Genomic DNA, 16,997 nt, shown 5'->3' on the forward strand with positions numbered 1-16,997 from the left:
CTACTAGTTGCAAGTATCGAGATATTCTTTATATTCTTTTAAAATATGTTCCAATTGTTCAAAAGTATCAATTTTTGATAATTCATTTTTTACACGTGCTGAAGATTTAAGACCTTTAATATACCATGGAGCATGTCCTCTCATTTGAAACATCGCAATTTTTTCTGGTTCAATTTCCATTAAACGACGCCCATGAGCCAAACACTGGGCAATCTTTTCTTGATAAGTTGGTTCTGGTAAAACCTCACCAGTTTTCAACGATTCTACTATTTGTTTAATCAGCCAAGGATTCCCTAAAGCAGCTCTTCCTACCATGATTGCATCAACATTAGTTTGCTCAAACATTCTTTTTGCATCTTCAACACTGCGAATATCACCATTTCCAATTACAGGAATATTCACCGCTTCTTTTACTTGCCTAATAATATCCCAATCTGCTTTACCTTCATACATTTGTGAACGAGTTCTACCATGAATCGCAATCGCACTAGCTCCAGCTTTTTCGATTAATTTTGCTACTTCAACCGCATTAATATGATCATGATCAAATCCACTTCTTATTTTAACAGTAACTGGTTTAGAGACATTTTCAACGATTCCTTTTACAATTTCATATATTTTATCTGGATATAATAACAGTTTACTTCCAGCATCTGCCTTTAATACTTTATTAACTGGGCACCCCATATTAATATCAATAATATCACAATTAGAATGTTCATCAATAAATTTAGCAGCTTGAACCATTGTTGCTACCTCACCACCAAATAATTGAATACTTACAGGATGTTCATTTTCATCAATTTGTAACATCTCAATTGTTTTATTATTCCCATAACATAATGCTTTATCACTGACCATTTCAGAATAAACTAATCCTGCACCAAACTCTTTAATAATACGTCGAAAAGCCATATTTGTAATTCCAGCCATTGGTGCCATAACGACAGGATTTTCGATTTCTATATTTCCTATTTTAAACATTTCTCCACCTCAACGGTTATCTTAACAATATTTGAAAGAAAAATAAATATAAATGTATAAAATATTTATCTTTAACCATAATATCAATAGGTAACTTACTTTCCCCGCTATTTTCCTCCCCAAAAATAGATGTAAGTTATCTAGTTAGTTATATTCCTAAATATGTTGGTTTTCAACAATTAAAAAGAAAGGCTTCCCCCGCCTTTCTTTTTATTATTGTTTTTTACATACAAGACCACTATTTTCCTGTTGTTTTATTGTTTCATCTAATGAAACATAAACAATCTTTTTACTTTCATCAGTTGATGTAAGAACACCCGCTGCAAGTAGTTCATCAAAATCTGCTTTATCATAATCAATTTCTACATTCATTGTAATTATAGTCCCATTAACATCCCAAGATGCACTAGCTCCTTGCAATGAATTATAATCGACATTAATTGATTTCAATTGAGATAGCCAATAATCAATTGAATATTGATCACTTACATAATTAGTTACATCATAAACAACTTCTGCTTTCATAACATTTACTTTATCATTAGTTGCCTCAATAGTTGTCGTATTAGTAGTTATTTCATCAAGATTCCCTTGGCAGATAACTAAACTTTCGTCTTCGTCATCTGATTTACTATCATCTTTGTCATTATCTTCTTCTTGATTAGATACAACTTCTTTATTATTAGCTTTATCTTCATCATTATTATTGTTCATTAAAAAAAAGCCAATTCCACCAGCACAAATTACAACAACAATAGCTGCAATTATTAATTTCATTTTATTATTAGGCTTTTTATTAGGTTCAATTTCGACTTTAGCGCCACAATTAGCGCAAAACAAGTCATTTTCAGATACCTCAAAACCACACTTTTTACATTTCATCATCAATACTCCTTTTACAAAAAGAGAAAGACCGTGCTTTCTCTTTTATATTATTATATTTTTTATTGTTCTTTACATGTAAGTCCTGCATTTTCTTGTTCTTTAATTGTTTGTTCAAGTGAAATATATGTTATCTCATCTTCCCCACCACTTGTAGTAATTACACCAGCATCTGCTAATTGATCAAAATCTGCTTTAGTATAATCAATTTCAACGTTTAAAGTAATGATAGTATCATCAACATCCCATTTAGCAGTTACACCATCTAATGAGTCATAATCAACGTTAATAGATTTTAGCTGTGATTCCCAATATTCAATAGGAAATGTATCTGTTACATAATCAGTAACATCATATACAACTTCTGCTCTCATAATTTCTACTTGATCGTCACTAGATTCAATCGTTGTTGTATTAGTAGTTAATTCATCGATATTCCCTTTACAAACAGTAGTAGTTTTTTCACTGCCACCACATCCAGTAATCATAGTAGCAAATAAAAATACAAAAAATAACTTTTTCATTCTTTTCCCTCATTTCTTATGTGTTATATTATACTTTAATAATAACATTTTTTTACATTAAATAATATACTTTTACCATTATTTAACGATTTTTTAACGCAAATAATCACAGATTTATTTGATTTATAGTACAAAAAAGAAGGCACTTGCCTTCTTTTAAATCTTATTTAACAGTTCTTTTAATTCATTTTCACTAAAATCATATTTTGCATTACAAAATTGACAACATAACTGCGCCCCATGATCTTCATCAATCATTGCTTGTAATTCATCTTTACCAACTGTAATTAATGCTGATGCCATTTTTTCTTTAGAACAATCACATTCAAAGAATAAATCCTGATGTTCTGTTATTTCAACATCACTAAACAATAATTTTAATATTTCTTCCGGTGTTTTTCCCTCATTAATTAATTTAGAAACAGGTGGACAGTTTTTCACCGCTTCTTCAATATATGCTATATCTTCTTCAGTTGCTTCTGGTAATAACTGAATAATAAAACCACCTGATGATAAAATTTCATTAGTATCATTAACTAAAACACCAACTGATACTACAGAAGGAGTTTGTTCACTTACAGCAAAATAATAACTAAAGTCATCACCAATTTCACCAGTTTGTAAAGGGACTGAGCCAGTAAAAGGTTCCTTTAATCCCATATCTCTAATAACTTGTAACGTTCCTTGATTTCCGACTGCTACTCCTACTGCAAGTTTTCCAGTATCATTATAAGTATAATGAACTTCTGGATTAGCAACAAATCCTTTAATTTTGCCATCACCTTTAGTAACACACATCATTGTTCCAATTGGTCCACCACCGTTGATAACAACTGTCATTTTTTCTTCATTTTTATTCATTTTGGCCATCATTAAAGTTGCTGACATCATCCTTCCCATAGCAGCAGAAGCTGTTGGCCAAAAATTATGATGTTTTCTAGCTTCTTCAAGCAAATTTGTTGTTTGACAAGCAAACACACGACAATTTTTGCTATTAACAATTCCTCTAACTAAATAATCTTTCATATTGTCTCCTTATAAAAATATCGCAACCGATGATAAAATCATCGGTATTAACATACATAAAATAATAAAATATATAAATATTTTTTTACGTCTGTTCATTAATTATTACCTCTTTTTAATATGAAAAAAAGCGACTAGCGCTTTTATTTCATATCATCTAATAAATCATCTACGTCATCAAATGAAGTTTGATTTGGTGAAGATGGTGTAACATTATCATCCACTTCAATATCATCACTACCATTATGACGATCTAACATTTTTCCTGTATTGAACAATGCTTCAATTTGTTCACCAGCTAAAGTTTCGTGTTCTAATAAAGCTTCAGCAATAATAGATAATTTATCTTTATTGGCTAAAATGATTTCTTTAGCTTTATCATAACATTCATCAATAATCTTACGAACTTGAACATCAATTTCATAAGCAATTTGTCCAGAATGTGAATTGTTATGTTGTGTATAATCACGACCTAAGAATACATTTCCTTGACCAGAATCATATTTAATAGGTCCTAATTCTGACATACCTAATTCAGTAACCATTAATCTAGCAATTCTTGTTGCTTGTTCAATATCGTTATGAGCACCAGAACTTACATCACCAAAGAAAATTTCTTCAGCTACACGTCCACCCATAAAACCAGCAATATTAGCTTCTAATTGTGTTTTAGTTTGGAAATAAGTTTCTTCTTTAGGTGTCATCAAGTTATATCCACCCGCTTGACCACGAGGAATAATAGTTACTTTTTGTACTTTATTAGCATCTTCTAATGTTAAACCAATTACCGCATGACCTGCTTCATGGTAAGCTACCAAACGACGTTCTTTTTCTGTATACTTACGTGATTTTTTAGCTGGTCCACCCATAACACGGTCAACCGCCTCATCAATATCCGCCATTGAAATGACTTTATGATTTTCACGTACTGCTAATAAAGCTGCTTCATTTAAAACATTTTCTAATTCAGCTCCAGAGAACCCTGGTGTTCTTTGAGCAATATTTTTAAAATCAACATCAGGTGCAAATTTTTTGTTACGAGCATGAACTTTTAAAATTTCAGCACGAGCATTTTTATCAGGATTTGCAACTTGAATTTGACGGTCAAAACGACCTGGACGTAACAGAGCTGGATCTAAAACATCAGCACGGTTAGTTGCCGCTAAAATGATAATTCCTTCATTTCCGCTAAATCCATCCATTTCAACTAATAACTGGTTAAGGGTTTGTTCTCTTTCGTCATGTCCTCCACCCATTCCAGTTCCTCTTTGACGTCCAACGGCATCAATTTCATCGATAAAGATAATACATGGTGCCGTTTGTTTAGCTTTTTTAAACATGTCACGAACACGTCCAGCCCCAACACCGACAAACATTTCTACGAATTCAGAACCAGAAATTGAATAGAATGGTACACTAGCTTCACCAGATACAGCTCTTGCTAATAATGTTTTACCTGTTCCTGGTGGACCTACTAATAAAACACCCTTAGGAATTCTTGCTCCCATTTGAGCAAATTTTTTCGGATTTTTCAAGAATTCAACCAATTCTTGTAATTCTTCTTTTTCCTCATCAGCTCCAGCTACATCACTGAAACGAGTTTTAGAATTTTTTTCTAACTTAGCACGAGAATTTCCAAAGTCAAATGCTTTAGCATTTCCACCACCTTGTCCCATCATCTTGAAGATTAAATACATACCTCCAAGTAATAAAACATAAGGTAAGATACTTAAAATTACTCGTAAAAACATTCCTTGATCATTAGCATCAACAACTGTAGTTTCAATATCCTTTTCACTCAATAATGAAGTTAATGATTGGATTTCAGTTTCAGTATTTGGAATCGTTGTTGTAAATTCAACAGTTTCTTTTTTACCATCTTTTTTAGTTTCATAAGAACCAGAAACATCTACAACTAAAGATGATGGTACAATTTCGACTTCTTTAACGTCCTCATTTTGAATAACTTCCACGAATTCATTATATTTAATTTCTTGATTGTTACCTTGATTCATAAAAGTAACAAAACCGCCAATCAAACATAACACTACAATCCACGGAAGAATCGATTTTATTAATCCATTCTTTTTACTCATATACTCTCCTTACTTATAGCATTCCTCTTTTAATATTCCAACATATGGTAATTGACGATATTTTTCATTAAAATCTAAACCATATCCAACTACAAATGCGTTAGGGATCTTAAACCCTGCATAATCAGCCTTCATGTTAAAAACACGTCCCTCTTCTTTATCTAACATGGTAACAATCTTAACACTATTGGCCTCACGCTTCAAGAGCATTTCTTTAACGTTGAATAATGTTTTACCTGTATCTAAAATATCTTCTACAATCAAGATATTTTTACCTCTAACATCTTCTTTTAAATCTTGTTTAACTACCAATGTTTTTGACTCAACACCATCATAGCTGCTAACAGACATATAGTCAAAACGAACATCACAATCTAAATATTTTGATAGTTCAGCTAAAAAAGGAATTGATCCCTTTAATAATCCTACCAGGATAACTTCTTTACCTTGGTAATCTTCATTAATTTGTTTTGCCAGTTCCTGGCATTTAGCACTAATTTCTTCGCCACTTATTAATATTTCTTTTATATCCTTATGCATCTTTTCCACTCCTAGTCATGTTCATAATTTTACCACATATAAATTAGGTTTTAAATATAAATACCTAATATTTTTTGCAAGATGAGGAACCAAAATAATCTCACCTTGGTTATTTTCTACAACTGGCCAAATTTTTCTTTGCTGTTTAGGTATTTTGTTATCAATAAATAACCGAGCTACTTTTTTGGTTCCTCCTGCAGTAACAATAACATCACCAGGAAGTACTGTTCTAATTACAATCGGAAATTCATGATCATCTACATAAATACCTTCATTTAAATGACCTTCTCCACTTAAATAAAAATACTGTTGATAATCAAATTGCAAATGATCATATTGAAAACGATAACCTTGTTCGCTATCTATGTTGGCAACACGTATATTATTATACTCTTTTATGAACCTAATATTAACGGGTAATGACATATCAATATTTGGCTTAGAACTTTTAATCTGTTTAATTATTTCCTTAATTAAGGTTTCACTAATTAATGGCGGATATACTTTTTCTTTTACAACTTCATAAATAAATTTTTCTAATAACTCATCAGGAATAGTCGTATAATCAATTTTCTCTTGTTGATGATAAATCATTAGATATTTTTGAATATCTTGATATTGGTTTAAATAATCTTTATTATGCTTATCGGCCCATTTTAATAGTTTATCCACCTTTTTATCATCATAATCTTTTAAAACAACATTTCTAACATAATCACGGGTAAATTCTGTTTCAAAATTAGTATAATCATCACGGTATGCAACATTATGTTCATGACAATAATTACGTAAAAATTCCTTTTTTACATTTAAACATGGTCTAATAACCTTTAAATTAAAGACATTACTAATTTCTTTGATTCCTAAATAACCACGAGTATTATTACGGCGTACTTGCATCACGATTGTTTCAATTACATCATCAAGATGATGCGCTAAAATAACTTCATTAGTTTGATACTTACTAGCTATTTCATAGTAAAAACGATATCTTAAAATCCGAGCTTGTTCTTGAAAATTTTCTTTTCCATAATTAGCTGGATCTATTTCTTTAACAAATAAAGGAATCTGATTCTTTTTACAATATTCACAAACATTTTTTTGATCTAAATCACTATCATGACGTAAATGATAATTAACATGACAGACTACTAAACGATACTTAGCAACTCGTAACATATCCAGTAACGCCATTGAATCACAACCACCAGATACCCCAACTATATATTTTTTTTCTTTAGATAATAAGCGTTTAAAATTATCCATTATTTCACCTCAATTATCTTTACCATTATATCAAATTATCATTTTAATAACAGATAATTTTTTCGACTTTATTTCCTATATATAAAAAAGTCTGAACTATCAAGTCCAAACTTTTTTACCATTATTCAAAGCAATAATAAATATCACTTCACTCTACCTCATTTTCAATAACTTTAATTACAATTATACTAATATCATCTAAATTATTTTCATTTAAAACCTGATCCATTAAGTAAGTAGCTATTTCTTGAGGATGCTTATTTTCTAATAATGCTATATTATCAGATATAATTTTTTCAAAATTACTCCCAGCACCATCACTAGACATAATAATCAGATCATTATTAAATAATGGCATTTCATAACTAACCATTTTTAACTTAGATACTACTCCCACCGGTAAAGTATGAGATGTAATTTTTTCTACCACGCTACCTCTAATATGATAACTTGGATTAGCGCCATATTTAATCATTTTCATTCTAGCATTTGCAAGATTAATATTACATAAATCTAATGTTGTAAAAACATCATTACGATTTTTTATTTTTAATAACGAATTAACCGAATCAATAGTATCTTTCAAACCAATGCCATTTAATATCAGCTTTGATAAAACTTCCAACGTTAACTTACTTTCACTAGCAGCTACTTTACCTTGACCCATACCATCACTTAAAGCTAAATAATGCATATTATTTTGATGAAATACACTAAAAGAATCACCACAATACATTGGTTCTAAAGAATATTGCTGGATCCCATATTGTAAAGAATAATTTTGCTGATGTTTTAAAATTAAAGATGTGTAACCTAGATAATGCATAGTATCTTTAATCGATACCACCTCTAGTTTTTCATTTAAATATCCTTCAATAATTGGAATCAATTCTTCAACAACTTCTTCTTTACTAATATCCATCAACCCAATTTCTAAAGTATAACAATGCATCGATATTTGATGACGATATAAATATGTAATATTAAATTGATAGCCTAATAAATGTTCTTTTAAACTATCATCACTTAATGGTGTTTGTTCTAATGAACTACTAAAATTATTAAAAACATCACTTAACAATGAAAATTCATAAAATAAATCTTTTTTTAAATGAAAGTTTTCCTGATTAATTCTTTTGATCTTATCATAACTTTCTTTATATTCATTAACAGCGCTTATAAACCGGTCAGGATTAATGCAATTTTGTTCAATATATTTTAAATCATCTTCACTATAACTACTTTTAAATCCCTTATTGATCAGCTTACCTAATCTACTTACATTTCCATCACGATAAAAACATAAATCCCTACTAGGACAACGACTGCATACATCTTCATAGACATATCCCACAAACTCACCAATATTTACATCACGATTAGCTTCTTGAAAAATATCAGTTAATTGTTTAAACAAAGAGGCGAATGTATTGGCTTTTTGAATCAGTTTATTGCGACTAGTTACATTTTTATACTCCTCGCTTAGTACTTTTGGCTTTTTCTTAAAACTTGGAATAAATAGAAACAACGCTGCACTGACAACAATAACAAAGCTATGATAAAAATAATCATAGGTAATAAAAAACGGCAATATTAAATGACTTAACAAATACTCTGTTGAACATATTAACTTATTTTCCGGTTTATACATAAAGAATATACTAAAGGGAAGGATTAATGATAATATCTCATCTTTTAATAAAGAATTCATAAACATCAAGACAATTGATATATATAAAATTGTGGGCATTGTATTATTTATACCTAGATAATAAACACTAAGTAATAAATAAAATCTTAATAATATCATTGTATAAACTTGATTAACTTCAATTAAAGAAGTAATAGCTAACATTATCATTACTGATAAAATCATCATTCTTTTGTTTGTATAAACCTCTATCGTATTATGGACAAAGAGAGGGATTACTTCTAGGTAAAGTAAGCTATGTAAGATAGTAAAGGATAATATAACTAACATTTCAATATAACTATACTGATATATATATAGAAAGATTAAACTTACCAAAGCAATTATCAGGGCTAAATATTTACTTTTGATAAATTTTAGATACATCATCACTTGCATTAAAACGACACTAGTAAGGGAGACTATCAATAACATGTAATTATCGTTTGTCAAATATGATATTAGGGCTATTGCTATCATATATGCAATTATACTAGGATATCCACACGCAAAAGATATTACTAGCATGGGCAGGACAAAACAAAGTGATGTATCGTATATTTTTACTAAACCTAGAAGGAGGGTCAGTCCAAAGATTGATAGATACGTCAATTTATTACTCTTTATTTTTTCTTTTGCCTTCGATACTGTCAAATCCATTTCATTCACCTCATAAACAAGATTATAAAGAGTGGTTGTTAAATAATTTGTCATTTTTTTAATTATCAATAAAATATATTTATATTGTTGTTATGAAAAAGAATGATAAGATGTTATACTATATCTATTATAAGTAAAGGTGGTTAAAAAAATGAATTTTGATGATGTAAAAGCAAAATATCGACGAAAAAATAAAATTCTATTTTCACGTGAAAGTCTTTGCTTACAAGAACTGATAGCTTTAATTTGTAAACAAAAACATCGAACAATTGTTATGTGGATATTACAGTGGGCTAATCAAACCGCCGATATTTTAAACAAGCGTTACCCTGATGAAGAAAGATTTAATAATGCTATTGTTCAATCAACTAGATGGGCAATGGGTAAAATAAAAATGCCTATTGCTAAAAAAGCAATTTTAGACTGTCATAAGGTTGCTAAAGAAATCGATGATCCTATCGATATTGCTTTATGTCATGCAATCGGGCAAGCTTGTTCTAGCGTTCATGTTGAAACCCATGCTATTGGTTTTGTATTTTATGATTTAACCGCATTAGTTTTAGAATTAGGAATTGATAATTTTGAAGCTGCTGCTTGTAATAAAATCGAACAATATATAAATACATTAAAATTATGGGAAAATGAAATTGATAATTACTCAGGTCCTTGGGCCTCATTTTTACTTAATGATAATAAAATAAATAAAGAATTATTTATCGCTAACAAAAAAGCTGATAAATAATTCTTTTTCTTTATTTTTATTGATTTTTTATTTCTTGTAACTCTTTTTCTCTAGCTAGTTTTGCATATTGAGAAACTTGCCGTAATCCAGCATTTAATAAAACTAGGACTGTTACAATTGCAATAAATGTCAATACCCATTGAACTAAATAAATTTCACTTCCAAATGTTATTGGCATATCCCAAATTGCATGTAAAACAATCGCCAACAATAAGAATTTTAAGAACTGACCATTTAAAATATGGTTGCTATTTAATTGCTCTTCTTTTTTAGCTACGATCAAACCAACGCCAGCAATTGCTGTCCAAGTAATATGGCATCCAAATGATAAAATTGAACGTAACCACAAAATATCCAACATTACACTTGCTTGGCCACCACTACCAACAAAAGCATTAAATGCATAACCAGCAGTTTCAAATACCGCAAAGCCAGCCCCAACACAGGCACCAATAAGCATACCATTTAAAATATATTTAGTATTTTTACGTGATACATAAAAAACTACTACTGCAATTTTTCCTACTTCTTCAACAATTCCAACTAAAATTGCACCTAAGTAATCTAATTGTTCAACTCTAATTATTTCATATAAAATCAATGTACAGATAAGTGATAAAGCACCACCAACAAAAAACATCGTAATAACGTCAAAAATACTAATATTTCTAGGGACATTCACTTCCCAGAAAAATATTAATGCTGAAAATGGAACCATTAAGGCACCAATAAAAATCGCCCCTGGAATAGCATTAGTATTATAAAAATTATTGACCATTACAAACAAAGCAATAAAGACAATTAAAAACATAATAAACACTCGAGAATATAGCCATGGTTTAGGCCAGCTAGAAACCATTTGTGATTCTCTTGGAGTTGTATACTTAGTACCACTGATAAACATTTCTTCGCGTTCTTCAACAGTGTGTTTTTTAAATACCTCTGAAAACAACTCTTTCAATTTAATTTCTACTTTTCCTTGCTCTCCTGTCATGCTATTAATTGTAGAAGTAAAATTGTCTAACCCTTTTTTTAAAATATTCTCCCCATTGTTATTTGGATAGTTGTTTAATCTTGCTCCACAACCAGAGCAAAATGCAACATTGCCAGTATATGGCTTTCCACATCTAAAGCAATATTGAACCTTTTTTTCTTCAACTACATTTTCATGTCCACAATATCTGCAAAACCGAGCGTTTGGGTCAATTGGTTGACCGCAATTTTGACATCTCTTTTCCATAAATCCGCCTCTTTTACCTAAAATTTATTTTATTATAGCACATTCATGTATTATTTTACAAAAAAACACCAGTTTTTAACTGATGTTATAATATTATAATTCTAATTTAAAACTAATATCCCCTAATATTCGAGAACTGTCATATTGTTTAAAATCAAATCTCTTCAACAAACGAATTGAACGATAATTATCATCGTATACATGGGCAAAAACAAATTGAAAATGATATTCATCTTTCAAAATCTTTAATATTTTCTTTAATGTCTCAGTCGCATAACCATGATCCCAGTATAAACTATCAAACGTATATCCAATTGTAACACAAGAAGAATCCATTACATCTAAATAGAAATCTCCTATCATTTCATTAGTTTCTTTTAAAATTATTGCTAACTGATAACTGCCAATATCACCATTAAAAGGATGTTCAAGACAATACTCTATTCTTTTCACTGCTTTTTTATATGGATAACGCCACCATGATTGATAAAAAGCTACTTCTTTTTTATTTCGATATTCACTCATTCTTTTAGCATCATCTAATTGTAATTCCCGTATCAATAACCGTTGTGTTTCTACCGCTTCCATCAAGTCACTCCATTCTCTTTTATCATACACCAACATTTTAACTAATACAATTAGTTTATACTGTTTATTAGACAACTTATAAATAATTAAAGAAATATCTGTTAATCAATCTTTTTATCAAATTTCATCTAATTAATAAAAAAGAGATTTCTTATTTGCTGATAGATTGCACAATTCTCGAAATCTCTTTTTAACTACTAGATTACTTTATTTTAGTTTTAATTGTATTTATCATATGCTTAATTGCAATAACTGGATGTTTATAGATCATTCTAGGTCCCGCATATTTCATGACCATTTTAATTTGTTGACGATAAACAGGAGCATAACAATGAATAGGACAACTTGAACAAAATGTTTTTTCTTCTTTACGAGGGCAATGATCAATTCGCTTATAAGCATATTCTTTTAGTGTTGAAAGATCTTCACCATGTCCTTTTTCATATATTTCAATCATTATTGTAATTAACTTTTTTTCTTGTTCTATTGTCATTTAACTTTGTCTTCCACTTTCTATTTTAATAATACGATTACAAATTTTTAATGATGATGGTCGATGACTAACCATTATAATCGTCTTTCCAGCACTGTTATTACTTAAAGCTTTTAAAACCAAAGCTTCATTTAAACTATCTAAATTACTTGTTGGTTCATCTAACAAAATTAATGGTGTATCATGTAAAAATGCTCTAGCTAAGGCTAATCTTTGTAACTGTCCTCCAGAAAGTGATTGATAAAGACTACCGATCATCGTATCATAACCATCTTTTAAAGTTATAATAAATTCATGTAAGTTGGCTTTTTTACATGCTTCAATTACTTCCTGATCACTAGCTTCTTTTCCTAATTTAATGTTATTTTTAATACTATCATTAAAAATATAAGTATCTTGAGTTACATAGCTCATTAACTTAGTTAATGCTTCACTATTCCACTCTTTAATATTGTGATGATCAATCAAAATTTCACCCGCACTTGGATCATAAAAACGCATTATAAGTTTTAATAATGTCGTTTTACCACTACCACTTTTTCCTTCAATCCCAATGATTTCGCCAGGCTTAATAGTTAAATTAATATTATCTAAGATTTTTTCATCTTGATAACTAAACGATAAATTTTTAATTTCAATATCACCTAAGCCCCCTTTATAACCGTCTACTACTTCTTCAACTTGTGGTTTTTCTTCTAATAAATCTAAAACACGATTACCACTTGCAAAAGTAATAACTAAATTATGCGCTAATGAAGATAGTGCTAAAACCGGTCCAAAAGACGACATTAAAGCAATCGTGCTTAAAATAACAGCATCAAAAGTAATCATATTTTGACTATATAAATAATAAGCTAATATTAACATCAGTAAAGAGAAGATACTTACACAAATATCACTAAGCATTTTAAAATTACCTTCTAATTTTTTCAAATCCTCATTTTGATAATTAAGCATCTCACTTTTACGATCAATATCTTCTAAGCGTTTTTTACCACGAGAGAATTGATCAACAATTCGTAAACCATGAATTGATTCTAAAACATAACTAGTATATTTCCCATAATCATTACGATACTCTAATCCTTTATCTCCAGAAGCCTTTCCAACAATCATTGGTATAACAATTCCAATAACTACATAGGCAACTAAACCCAATAAAGCTAATAAAATATGAAAACTACCAAGATAAAAGATCATTATTAAAGAAACAATCAAAGCAATCATAACTGGCGATATTGTATGAGCGTAAAATACCTCTAATAACTCAACATCACTAGTAATCATCGCTACTAAATTACCATGATCTTTACCGTCTAACTTAGCCGGCGCTAATTTTCTTAGTTTAGCAAAAACAATATCTCTAATCATTGCTAGTAATTTAAAAGCAATAAAATGATTACACCATTGTTCACCATAACGTAGAAAACCTCTTGAAATACCACAAATAACCAGCAGGTAAAATAAACTAGTAAACGCCTGATGATTAATTATTTTAATAATTATCTGACCAGCAATAACAGTTAAAAAGATTGCTGCTAAGTATCCCAACACTCCTAAAAATATTGCTAATAACATTATTAATAGCATTGATTTTACTAAGGCAATCAAGCTAATTACAACTTTTAAATTACTACGCCTTTTCACTCGTTTTACCTCCATAATTTTCAATTTCCTGTTGGGTCTTAACTAACTGATGATATTCCTGATTTTCTTGCATCAATTGATCATGACTACCATTTCCAATTAATTTACCGTGACTAAAAACATAATTACATTTACAATTAACAACATTGGCAAGACGATGACTGATTAAAATAACTATTTTATCTTTTTTCATTGCTTCAATAACCTGCATAATAATTTCTTCACTTTCAATATCAATATTTGAAGTTGCTTCATCAAATATATAAACACCACTATCATGCAATAGGGCCCGAGCAATACTTAAACGCTGCTTTTGACCACCAGATAAATTATTTCCTCTTTCTTCAATTTCACTATCTAATCCATCTAGCTCTTTGAAATAATTTAAAAGATTTACTTTCTCTAATACTGCCATCAATTGTTCATCACTGGCATAACAGTTGCCATCTAATAAATTAGAACGCACTGTTCCCGCAAAAATATATGGATTGTGTTCAACCAATGTTATCTGCTTCATCAAATCATGATGATTAATTTTTTTTACTTGTAGACCATTATAAGTTAAACTACCTTGGTAATGATCAAAATATCCTAGTAATAGTTTTGCAATCGTACTTTTACCACTACCTGAACTTCCCACTACTCCATAAATTCCTGGTTCATTTATTTTTAAATTGATATTTTCAAGTACATTATCTTGCTTGTATGCAAAAGTTAAATTAGAAAGTTCAATCTCATTAATTTTTCCAAGTGCCAATGTTTTATTATCACTAACTGGTGTATCTAATAATTTAAAGATTTTTTCACTAGCCGCATTTCCATTCATAGCAATATGGAAAAATGAACCTAATAGTCTAAGCGGAATAAAAAATTCAGCTGATAACATGATCATCATAAACGTTTGTCCTAAATCAATTTTGTTATCATAATAACTAAGCAATGAAAAAATTATTCCTAAAGCAGCTCCACCATAAGCTACTAAATCCATAATACTAATCGAATTTAATTGCATTACTAATACCTTCATCGTAATACTACGAAAACGCTGAGCTTCTTCATTCATTTCCTGATGCTTACTAGCATCGCCACAATAACCTTTAAGTGTTGTTAAACCACTAACATTATCTAAAAATCTTTCTGCTAAGTTTCCATATAAACCCCAATATTTGCTTAATAGTCTTTTAGCAAACTTTTGTACTAAAACAATTGATATCGGAATCAAAGGAACACAAATAAATAAAACCAAGGCTGCTTTAAAATCAACCTGACACAATACTATAAATAAAGTTATCGGTGCTAACATACTATAAAAAAACTGTGGTAGATATTTACCAAAATATGTTTCTAACTGTTCAACACCCTCACTCATCAATTGTGTTAATGAGGCCATACTTAATACTTCACTATAATGATTATTAAGTGCTAAGATCTTTTTATATACAGCAACTCGTAATTTTCCTTTAATATTTTTAGCGGCTTTAAAAGAATACATTGTAGCCTGTCTACCAAAATATCCTTTAACAAAAATCAATATAATGATTATAATTACCTGGATTGCAAGATTATTTATTTTTTGGTCAATAAATAGCTCATTAATCATATTTGCCATAATAGCAACAATAATTATTTGAGATAGCAATGCTAACCATTGCATTAAAACCTGTAAATATACATATTTTTTATCTTCTTTTAAATAACTAACTAATTTTTTATTAATCATTTCTTAACTCTTTAATTGTTTCAATGCGAAAAATAAAATAATAATATTTAAATATCACTAATAAAACAATTGTTATCCTTCCATAAATATTACTCATCATTAAAAAAGCTATTAATAGCATTGTACTTGCAAAGCTTAATAACATAACCTTTGTTTTCAATGTCATTTTTCTACTTGTAACAAAATCATTTAAATGATTTTGATATAATTTAGTTCCTTCAAACCACTCCTTAGCTCGTTTCGAACTTTTGGTAAAAAAGAACAAAGCTACTAATAAAAAAGGTGTTGTTGGTAAGATTGGTAAAGCTACTCCAATCATCCCTAATGCCATAAATACTATTCCTAATCCAAAATATAAATATCTCATCTTTCTCTCCTTTTTGTTATAGTAATCTAACAAAGTTATACAAGACTAACTTTAACATCATCAAAAAAACTTTGCAACCATTACAGTAAAACTTTTTTTAAATTTTCATATGAAATTTTTATTTTTAAATGATAAAATTAAAATAGCTAACGTGTAGTTTGTTTGAACGTAAGTCCAGTTGCAAACTACATTTTTATTTTGAAAGGAGACTTATCAATGTATCAAATTGGTGATTGTTTTTTATATGGCCGTGAAGGTGTTTGCACTATTACAGATATAGTAACTCGAAAAATAAAAGGAGAAGAAAAAGAGTATTATGTCCTTGCTCCCCAGGACCACCATCATATTACTATTTTTATACCTGTTGATAATAAGCAGGCTGTTTTAAAAATGCGGCAAGAATTTTCATGTTCAAGACCAACAATTTTTAGATGCCTGTGAAAAAATATTATATGATGAATTTTCAACAGTCTTAAATATTGCACCAGACCAGGTTGTCTCATTTATTATCAATACAATTAATAATAGCGAG

The 16,997-nt window shown here is 29.5% G+C and carries 16 protein-coding genes; 2 read left to right on the top strand and 14 right to left on the bottom strand.

The annotated features are described in order from the left end of the window. Window positions 1-3: 3 nt before the first annotated feature. The 8 genes from dusB to ABGT36_RS12840 form a co-directional block, all read right to left on the bottom strand. Window positions 4-984, bottom strand: coding sequence for a tRNA dihydrouridine synthase DusB (gene dusB, locus ABGT36_RS12805; protein WP_300627484.1), 981 nt, complete (start codon window positions 982-984; stop codon window positions 4-6). A 213-nt stretch (window positions 985-1,197) separates the two neighbouring features. Further along, window positions 1,198-1,866: a DUF1307 domain-containing protein gene (locus tag ABGT36_RS12810; RefSeq protein ID WP_239404263.1), complete on the bottom strand. Its 669-nt coding sequence runs from the start codon at window positions 1,864-1,866 to the stop codon at window positions 1,198-1,200. 62 nt (window positions 1,867-1,928) lie between these two features. Further along, entirely contained in the window at window positions 1,929-2,390 is a 462-nt protein-coding gene (locus ABGT36_RS12815) for a DUF1307 domain-containing protein (protein WP_308697474.1), read from the bottom strand. 156 nt (window positions 2,391-2,546) lie between these two features. After that, window positions 2,547-3,416: an Hsp33 family molecular chaperone HslO gene (hslO, locus tag ABGT36_RS12820; RefSeq protein ID WP_300081017.1), complete on the bottom strand. Its 870-nt coding sequence runs from the start codon at window positions 3,414-3,416 to the stop codon at window positions 2,547-2,549. Window positions 3,417-3,559: 143 nt separating this feature from the next. Continuing rightward, entirely contained in the window at window positions 3,560-5,512 is a 1,953-nt protein-coding gene (gene ftsH / locus ABGT36_RS12825) for an ATP-dependent zinc metalloprotease FtsH (RefSeq protein ID WP_087298619.1), read from the bottom strand. A 9-nt stretch (window positions 5,513-5,521) separates the two neighbouring features. Continuing rightward, window positions 5,522-6,052, bottom strand: coding sequence for a hypoxanthine phosphoribosyltransferase (hpt, locus tag ABGT36_RS12830; RefSeq protein ID WP_239404264.1), 531 nt, complete (start codon window positions 6,050-6,052; stop codon window positions 5,522-5,524). A 21-nt stretch (window positions 6,053-6,073) separates the two neighbouring features. Further along, complete coding sequence (gene tilS / locus ABGT36_RS12835; protein WP_346678320.1) at window positions 6,074-7,318, bottom strand: tRNA lysidine(34) synthetase TilS; 1,245 nt, start codon at window positions 7,316-7,318, stop codon at window positions 6,074-6,076. A gap of 148 nt (window positions 7,319-7,466) precedes the next feature. After that, window positions 7,467-9,179 carry a PP2C family protein-serine/threonine phosphatase gene (locus ABGT36_RS12840; RefSeq protein ID WP_346678322.1) on the bottom strand — a complete coding sequence of 571 codons (1,713 nt, stop codon included), beginning with the start codon at window positions 9,177-9,179 and terminating at the stop codon, window positions 7,467-7,469. A gap of 640 nt (window positions 9,180-9,819) precedes the next feature. Here ABGT36_RS12840 and ABGT36_RS12845 point away from each other — a divergent pair. After that, complete coding sequence (locus ABGT36_RS12845; protein WP_346678324.1) at window positions 9,820-10,410, top strand: putative immunity protein; 591 nt, start codon at window positions 9,820-9,822, stop codon at window positions 10,408-10,410. 16 nt (window positions 10,411-10,426) lie between these two features. Here ABGT36_RS12845 and ABGT36_RS12850 read toward each other — a convergent pair whose 3' ends face one another. From ABGT36_RS12850 to ABGT36_RS12875, 6 genes are all read right to left on the bottom strand, one after another. Further along, window positions 10,427-11,650, bottom strand: a complete 1,224-nt coding sequence (locus ABGT36_RS12850) for a PrsW family glutamic-type intramembrane protease (protein ID WP_087298622.1) — start codon at window positions 11,648-11,650, stop codon at window positions 10,427-10,429. Window positions 11,651-11,743: 93 nt separating this feature from the next. After that, complete coding sequence (locus ABGT36_RS12855; protein ID WP_346678325.1) at window positions 11,744-12,238, bottom strand: GNAT family N-acetyltransferase; 495 nt, start codon at window positions 12,236-12,238, stop codon at window positions 11,744-11,746. 202 nt (window positions 12,239-12,440) lie between these two features. Continuing rightward, window positions 12,441-12,731 carry a nitrous oxide-stimulated promoter family protein gene (locus tag ABGT36_RS12860; RefSeq protein WP_087298624.1) on the bottom strand — a complete coding sequence of 97 codons (291 nt, stop codon included), beginning with the start codon at window positions 12,729-12,731 and terminating at the stop codon, window positions 12,441-12,443. Continuing rightward, entirely contained in the window at window positions 12,732-14,378 is a 1,647-nt protein-coding gene (locus ABGT36_RS12865) for an ABC transporter ATP-binding protein (RefSeq protein WP_346678327.1), read from the bottom strand. Continuing rightward, a complete protein-coding gene (locus tag ABGT36_RS12870; protein ID WP_346678329.1) occupies window positions 14,365-16,098 on the bottom strand; it encodes an ABC transporter ATP-binding protein/permease in 1,734 nt (577 codons plus the stop codon). Before ABGT36_RS12870 ends, ABGT36_RS12865 begins: the two co-directional genes overlap by 14 nt. Continuing rightward, a complete protein-coding gene (locus tag ABGT36_RS12875) occupies window positions 16,091-16,465 on the bottom strand; it encodes a YbaN family protein (RefSeq protein WP_087298627.1) in 375 nt (124 codons plus the stop codon). Before ABGT36_RS12875 ends, ABGT36_RS12870 begins: the two co-directional genes overlap by 8 nt. A gap of 216 nt (window positions 16,466-16,681) precedes the next feature. Between ABGT36_RS12875 and ABGT36_RS12880 the strand changes: the two genes are divergently transcribed. Next, window positions 16,682-16,906: a CarD family transcriptional regulator gene (locus tag ABGT36_RS12880; protein WP_346678331.1), complete on the top strand. Its 225-nt coding sequence runs from the start codon at window positions 16,682-16,684 to the stop codon at window positions 16,904-16,906. Window positions 16,907-16,997: the final 91 nt, after the last annotated feature.

The sequence above is a fragment of the Erysipelatoclostridium sp. An173 genome, assembly GCF_963931465.1.
Taxonomy (GTDB): Bacteria; Bacillota_I; Bacilli_A; order Erysipelotrichales; family Coprobacillaceae; genus Thomasclavelia; species Thomasclavelia merdavium.

Coding starts and splice junctions, on each gene's coding strand:
- ABGT36_RS12815 (WP_308697474.1), bottom strand. CDS start 2,390: ATGAAAAAGTTATTTTTTGTATTTTTATTTGCTACTATGATTACTGGA.
- ABGT36_RS12850 (WP_087298622.1), bottom strand. CDS start 11,650: ATGGAAAAGAGATGTCAAAATTGCGGTCAACCAATTGACCCAAACGCT.
- dusB (WP_300627484.1), bottom strand. CDS start 984: ATGTTTAAAATAGGAAATATAGAAATCGAAAATCCTGTCGTTATGGCA.
- ABGT36_RS12840 (WP_346678322.1), bottom strand. CDS start 9,179: ATGATAATGTTAGCTATTACTTCTTTAATTGAAGTTAATCAAGTTTAT.
- ABGT36_RS12860 (WP_087298624.1), bottom strand. CDS start 12,731: ATGACAATAGAACAAGAAAAAAAGTTAATTACAATAATGATTGAAATA.
- ABGT36_RS12845 (WP_346678324.1), top strand. CDS start 9,820: ATGAATTTTGATGATGTAAAAGCAAAATATCGACGAAAAAATAAAATT.
- ABGT36_RS12870 (WP_346678329.1), bottom strand. CDS start 16,098: ATGATTAATAAAAAATTAGTTAGTTATTTAAAAGAAGATAAAAAATAT.
- tilS (WP_346678320.1), bottom strand. CDS start 7,318: ATGGATAATTTTAAACGCTTATTATCTAAAGAAAAAAAATATATAGTT.
- ABGT36_RS12855 (WP_346678325.1), bottom strand. CDS start 12,238: ATGGAAGCGGTAGAAACACAACGGTTATTGATACGGGAATTACAATTA.
- ABGT36_RS12880 (WP_346678331.1), top strand. CDS start 16,682: ATGTATCAAATTGGTGATTGTTTTTTATATGGCCGTGAAGGTGTTTGC.
- hpt (WP_239404264.1), bottom strand. CDS start 6,052: ATGCATAAGGATATAAAAGAAATATTAATAAGTGGCGAAGAAATTAGT.
- ABGT36_RS12875 (WP_087298627.1), bottom strand. CDS start 16,465: ATGAGATATTTATATTTTGGATTAGGAATAGTATTTATGGCATTAGGG.
- ABGT36_RS12810 (WP_239404263.1), bottom strand. CDS start 1,866: ATGAAATGTAAAAAGTGTGGTTTTGAGGTATCTGAAAATGACTTGTTT.
- hslO (WP_300081017.1), bottom strand. CDS start 3,416: ATGAAAGATTATTTAGTTAGAGGAATTGTTAATAGCAAAAATTGTCGT.
- ftsH (WP_087298619.1), bottom strand. CDS start 5,512: ATGAGTAAAAAGAATGGATTAATAAAATCGATTCTTCCGTGGATTGTA.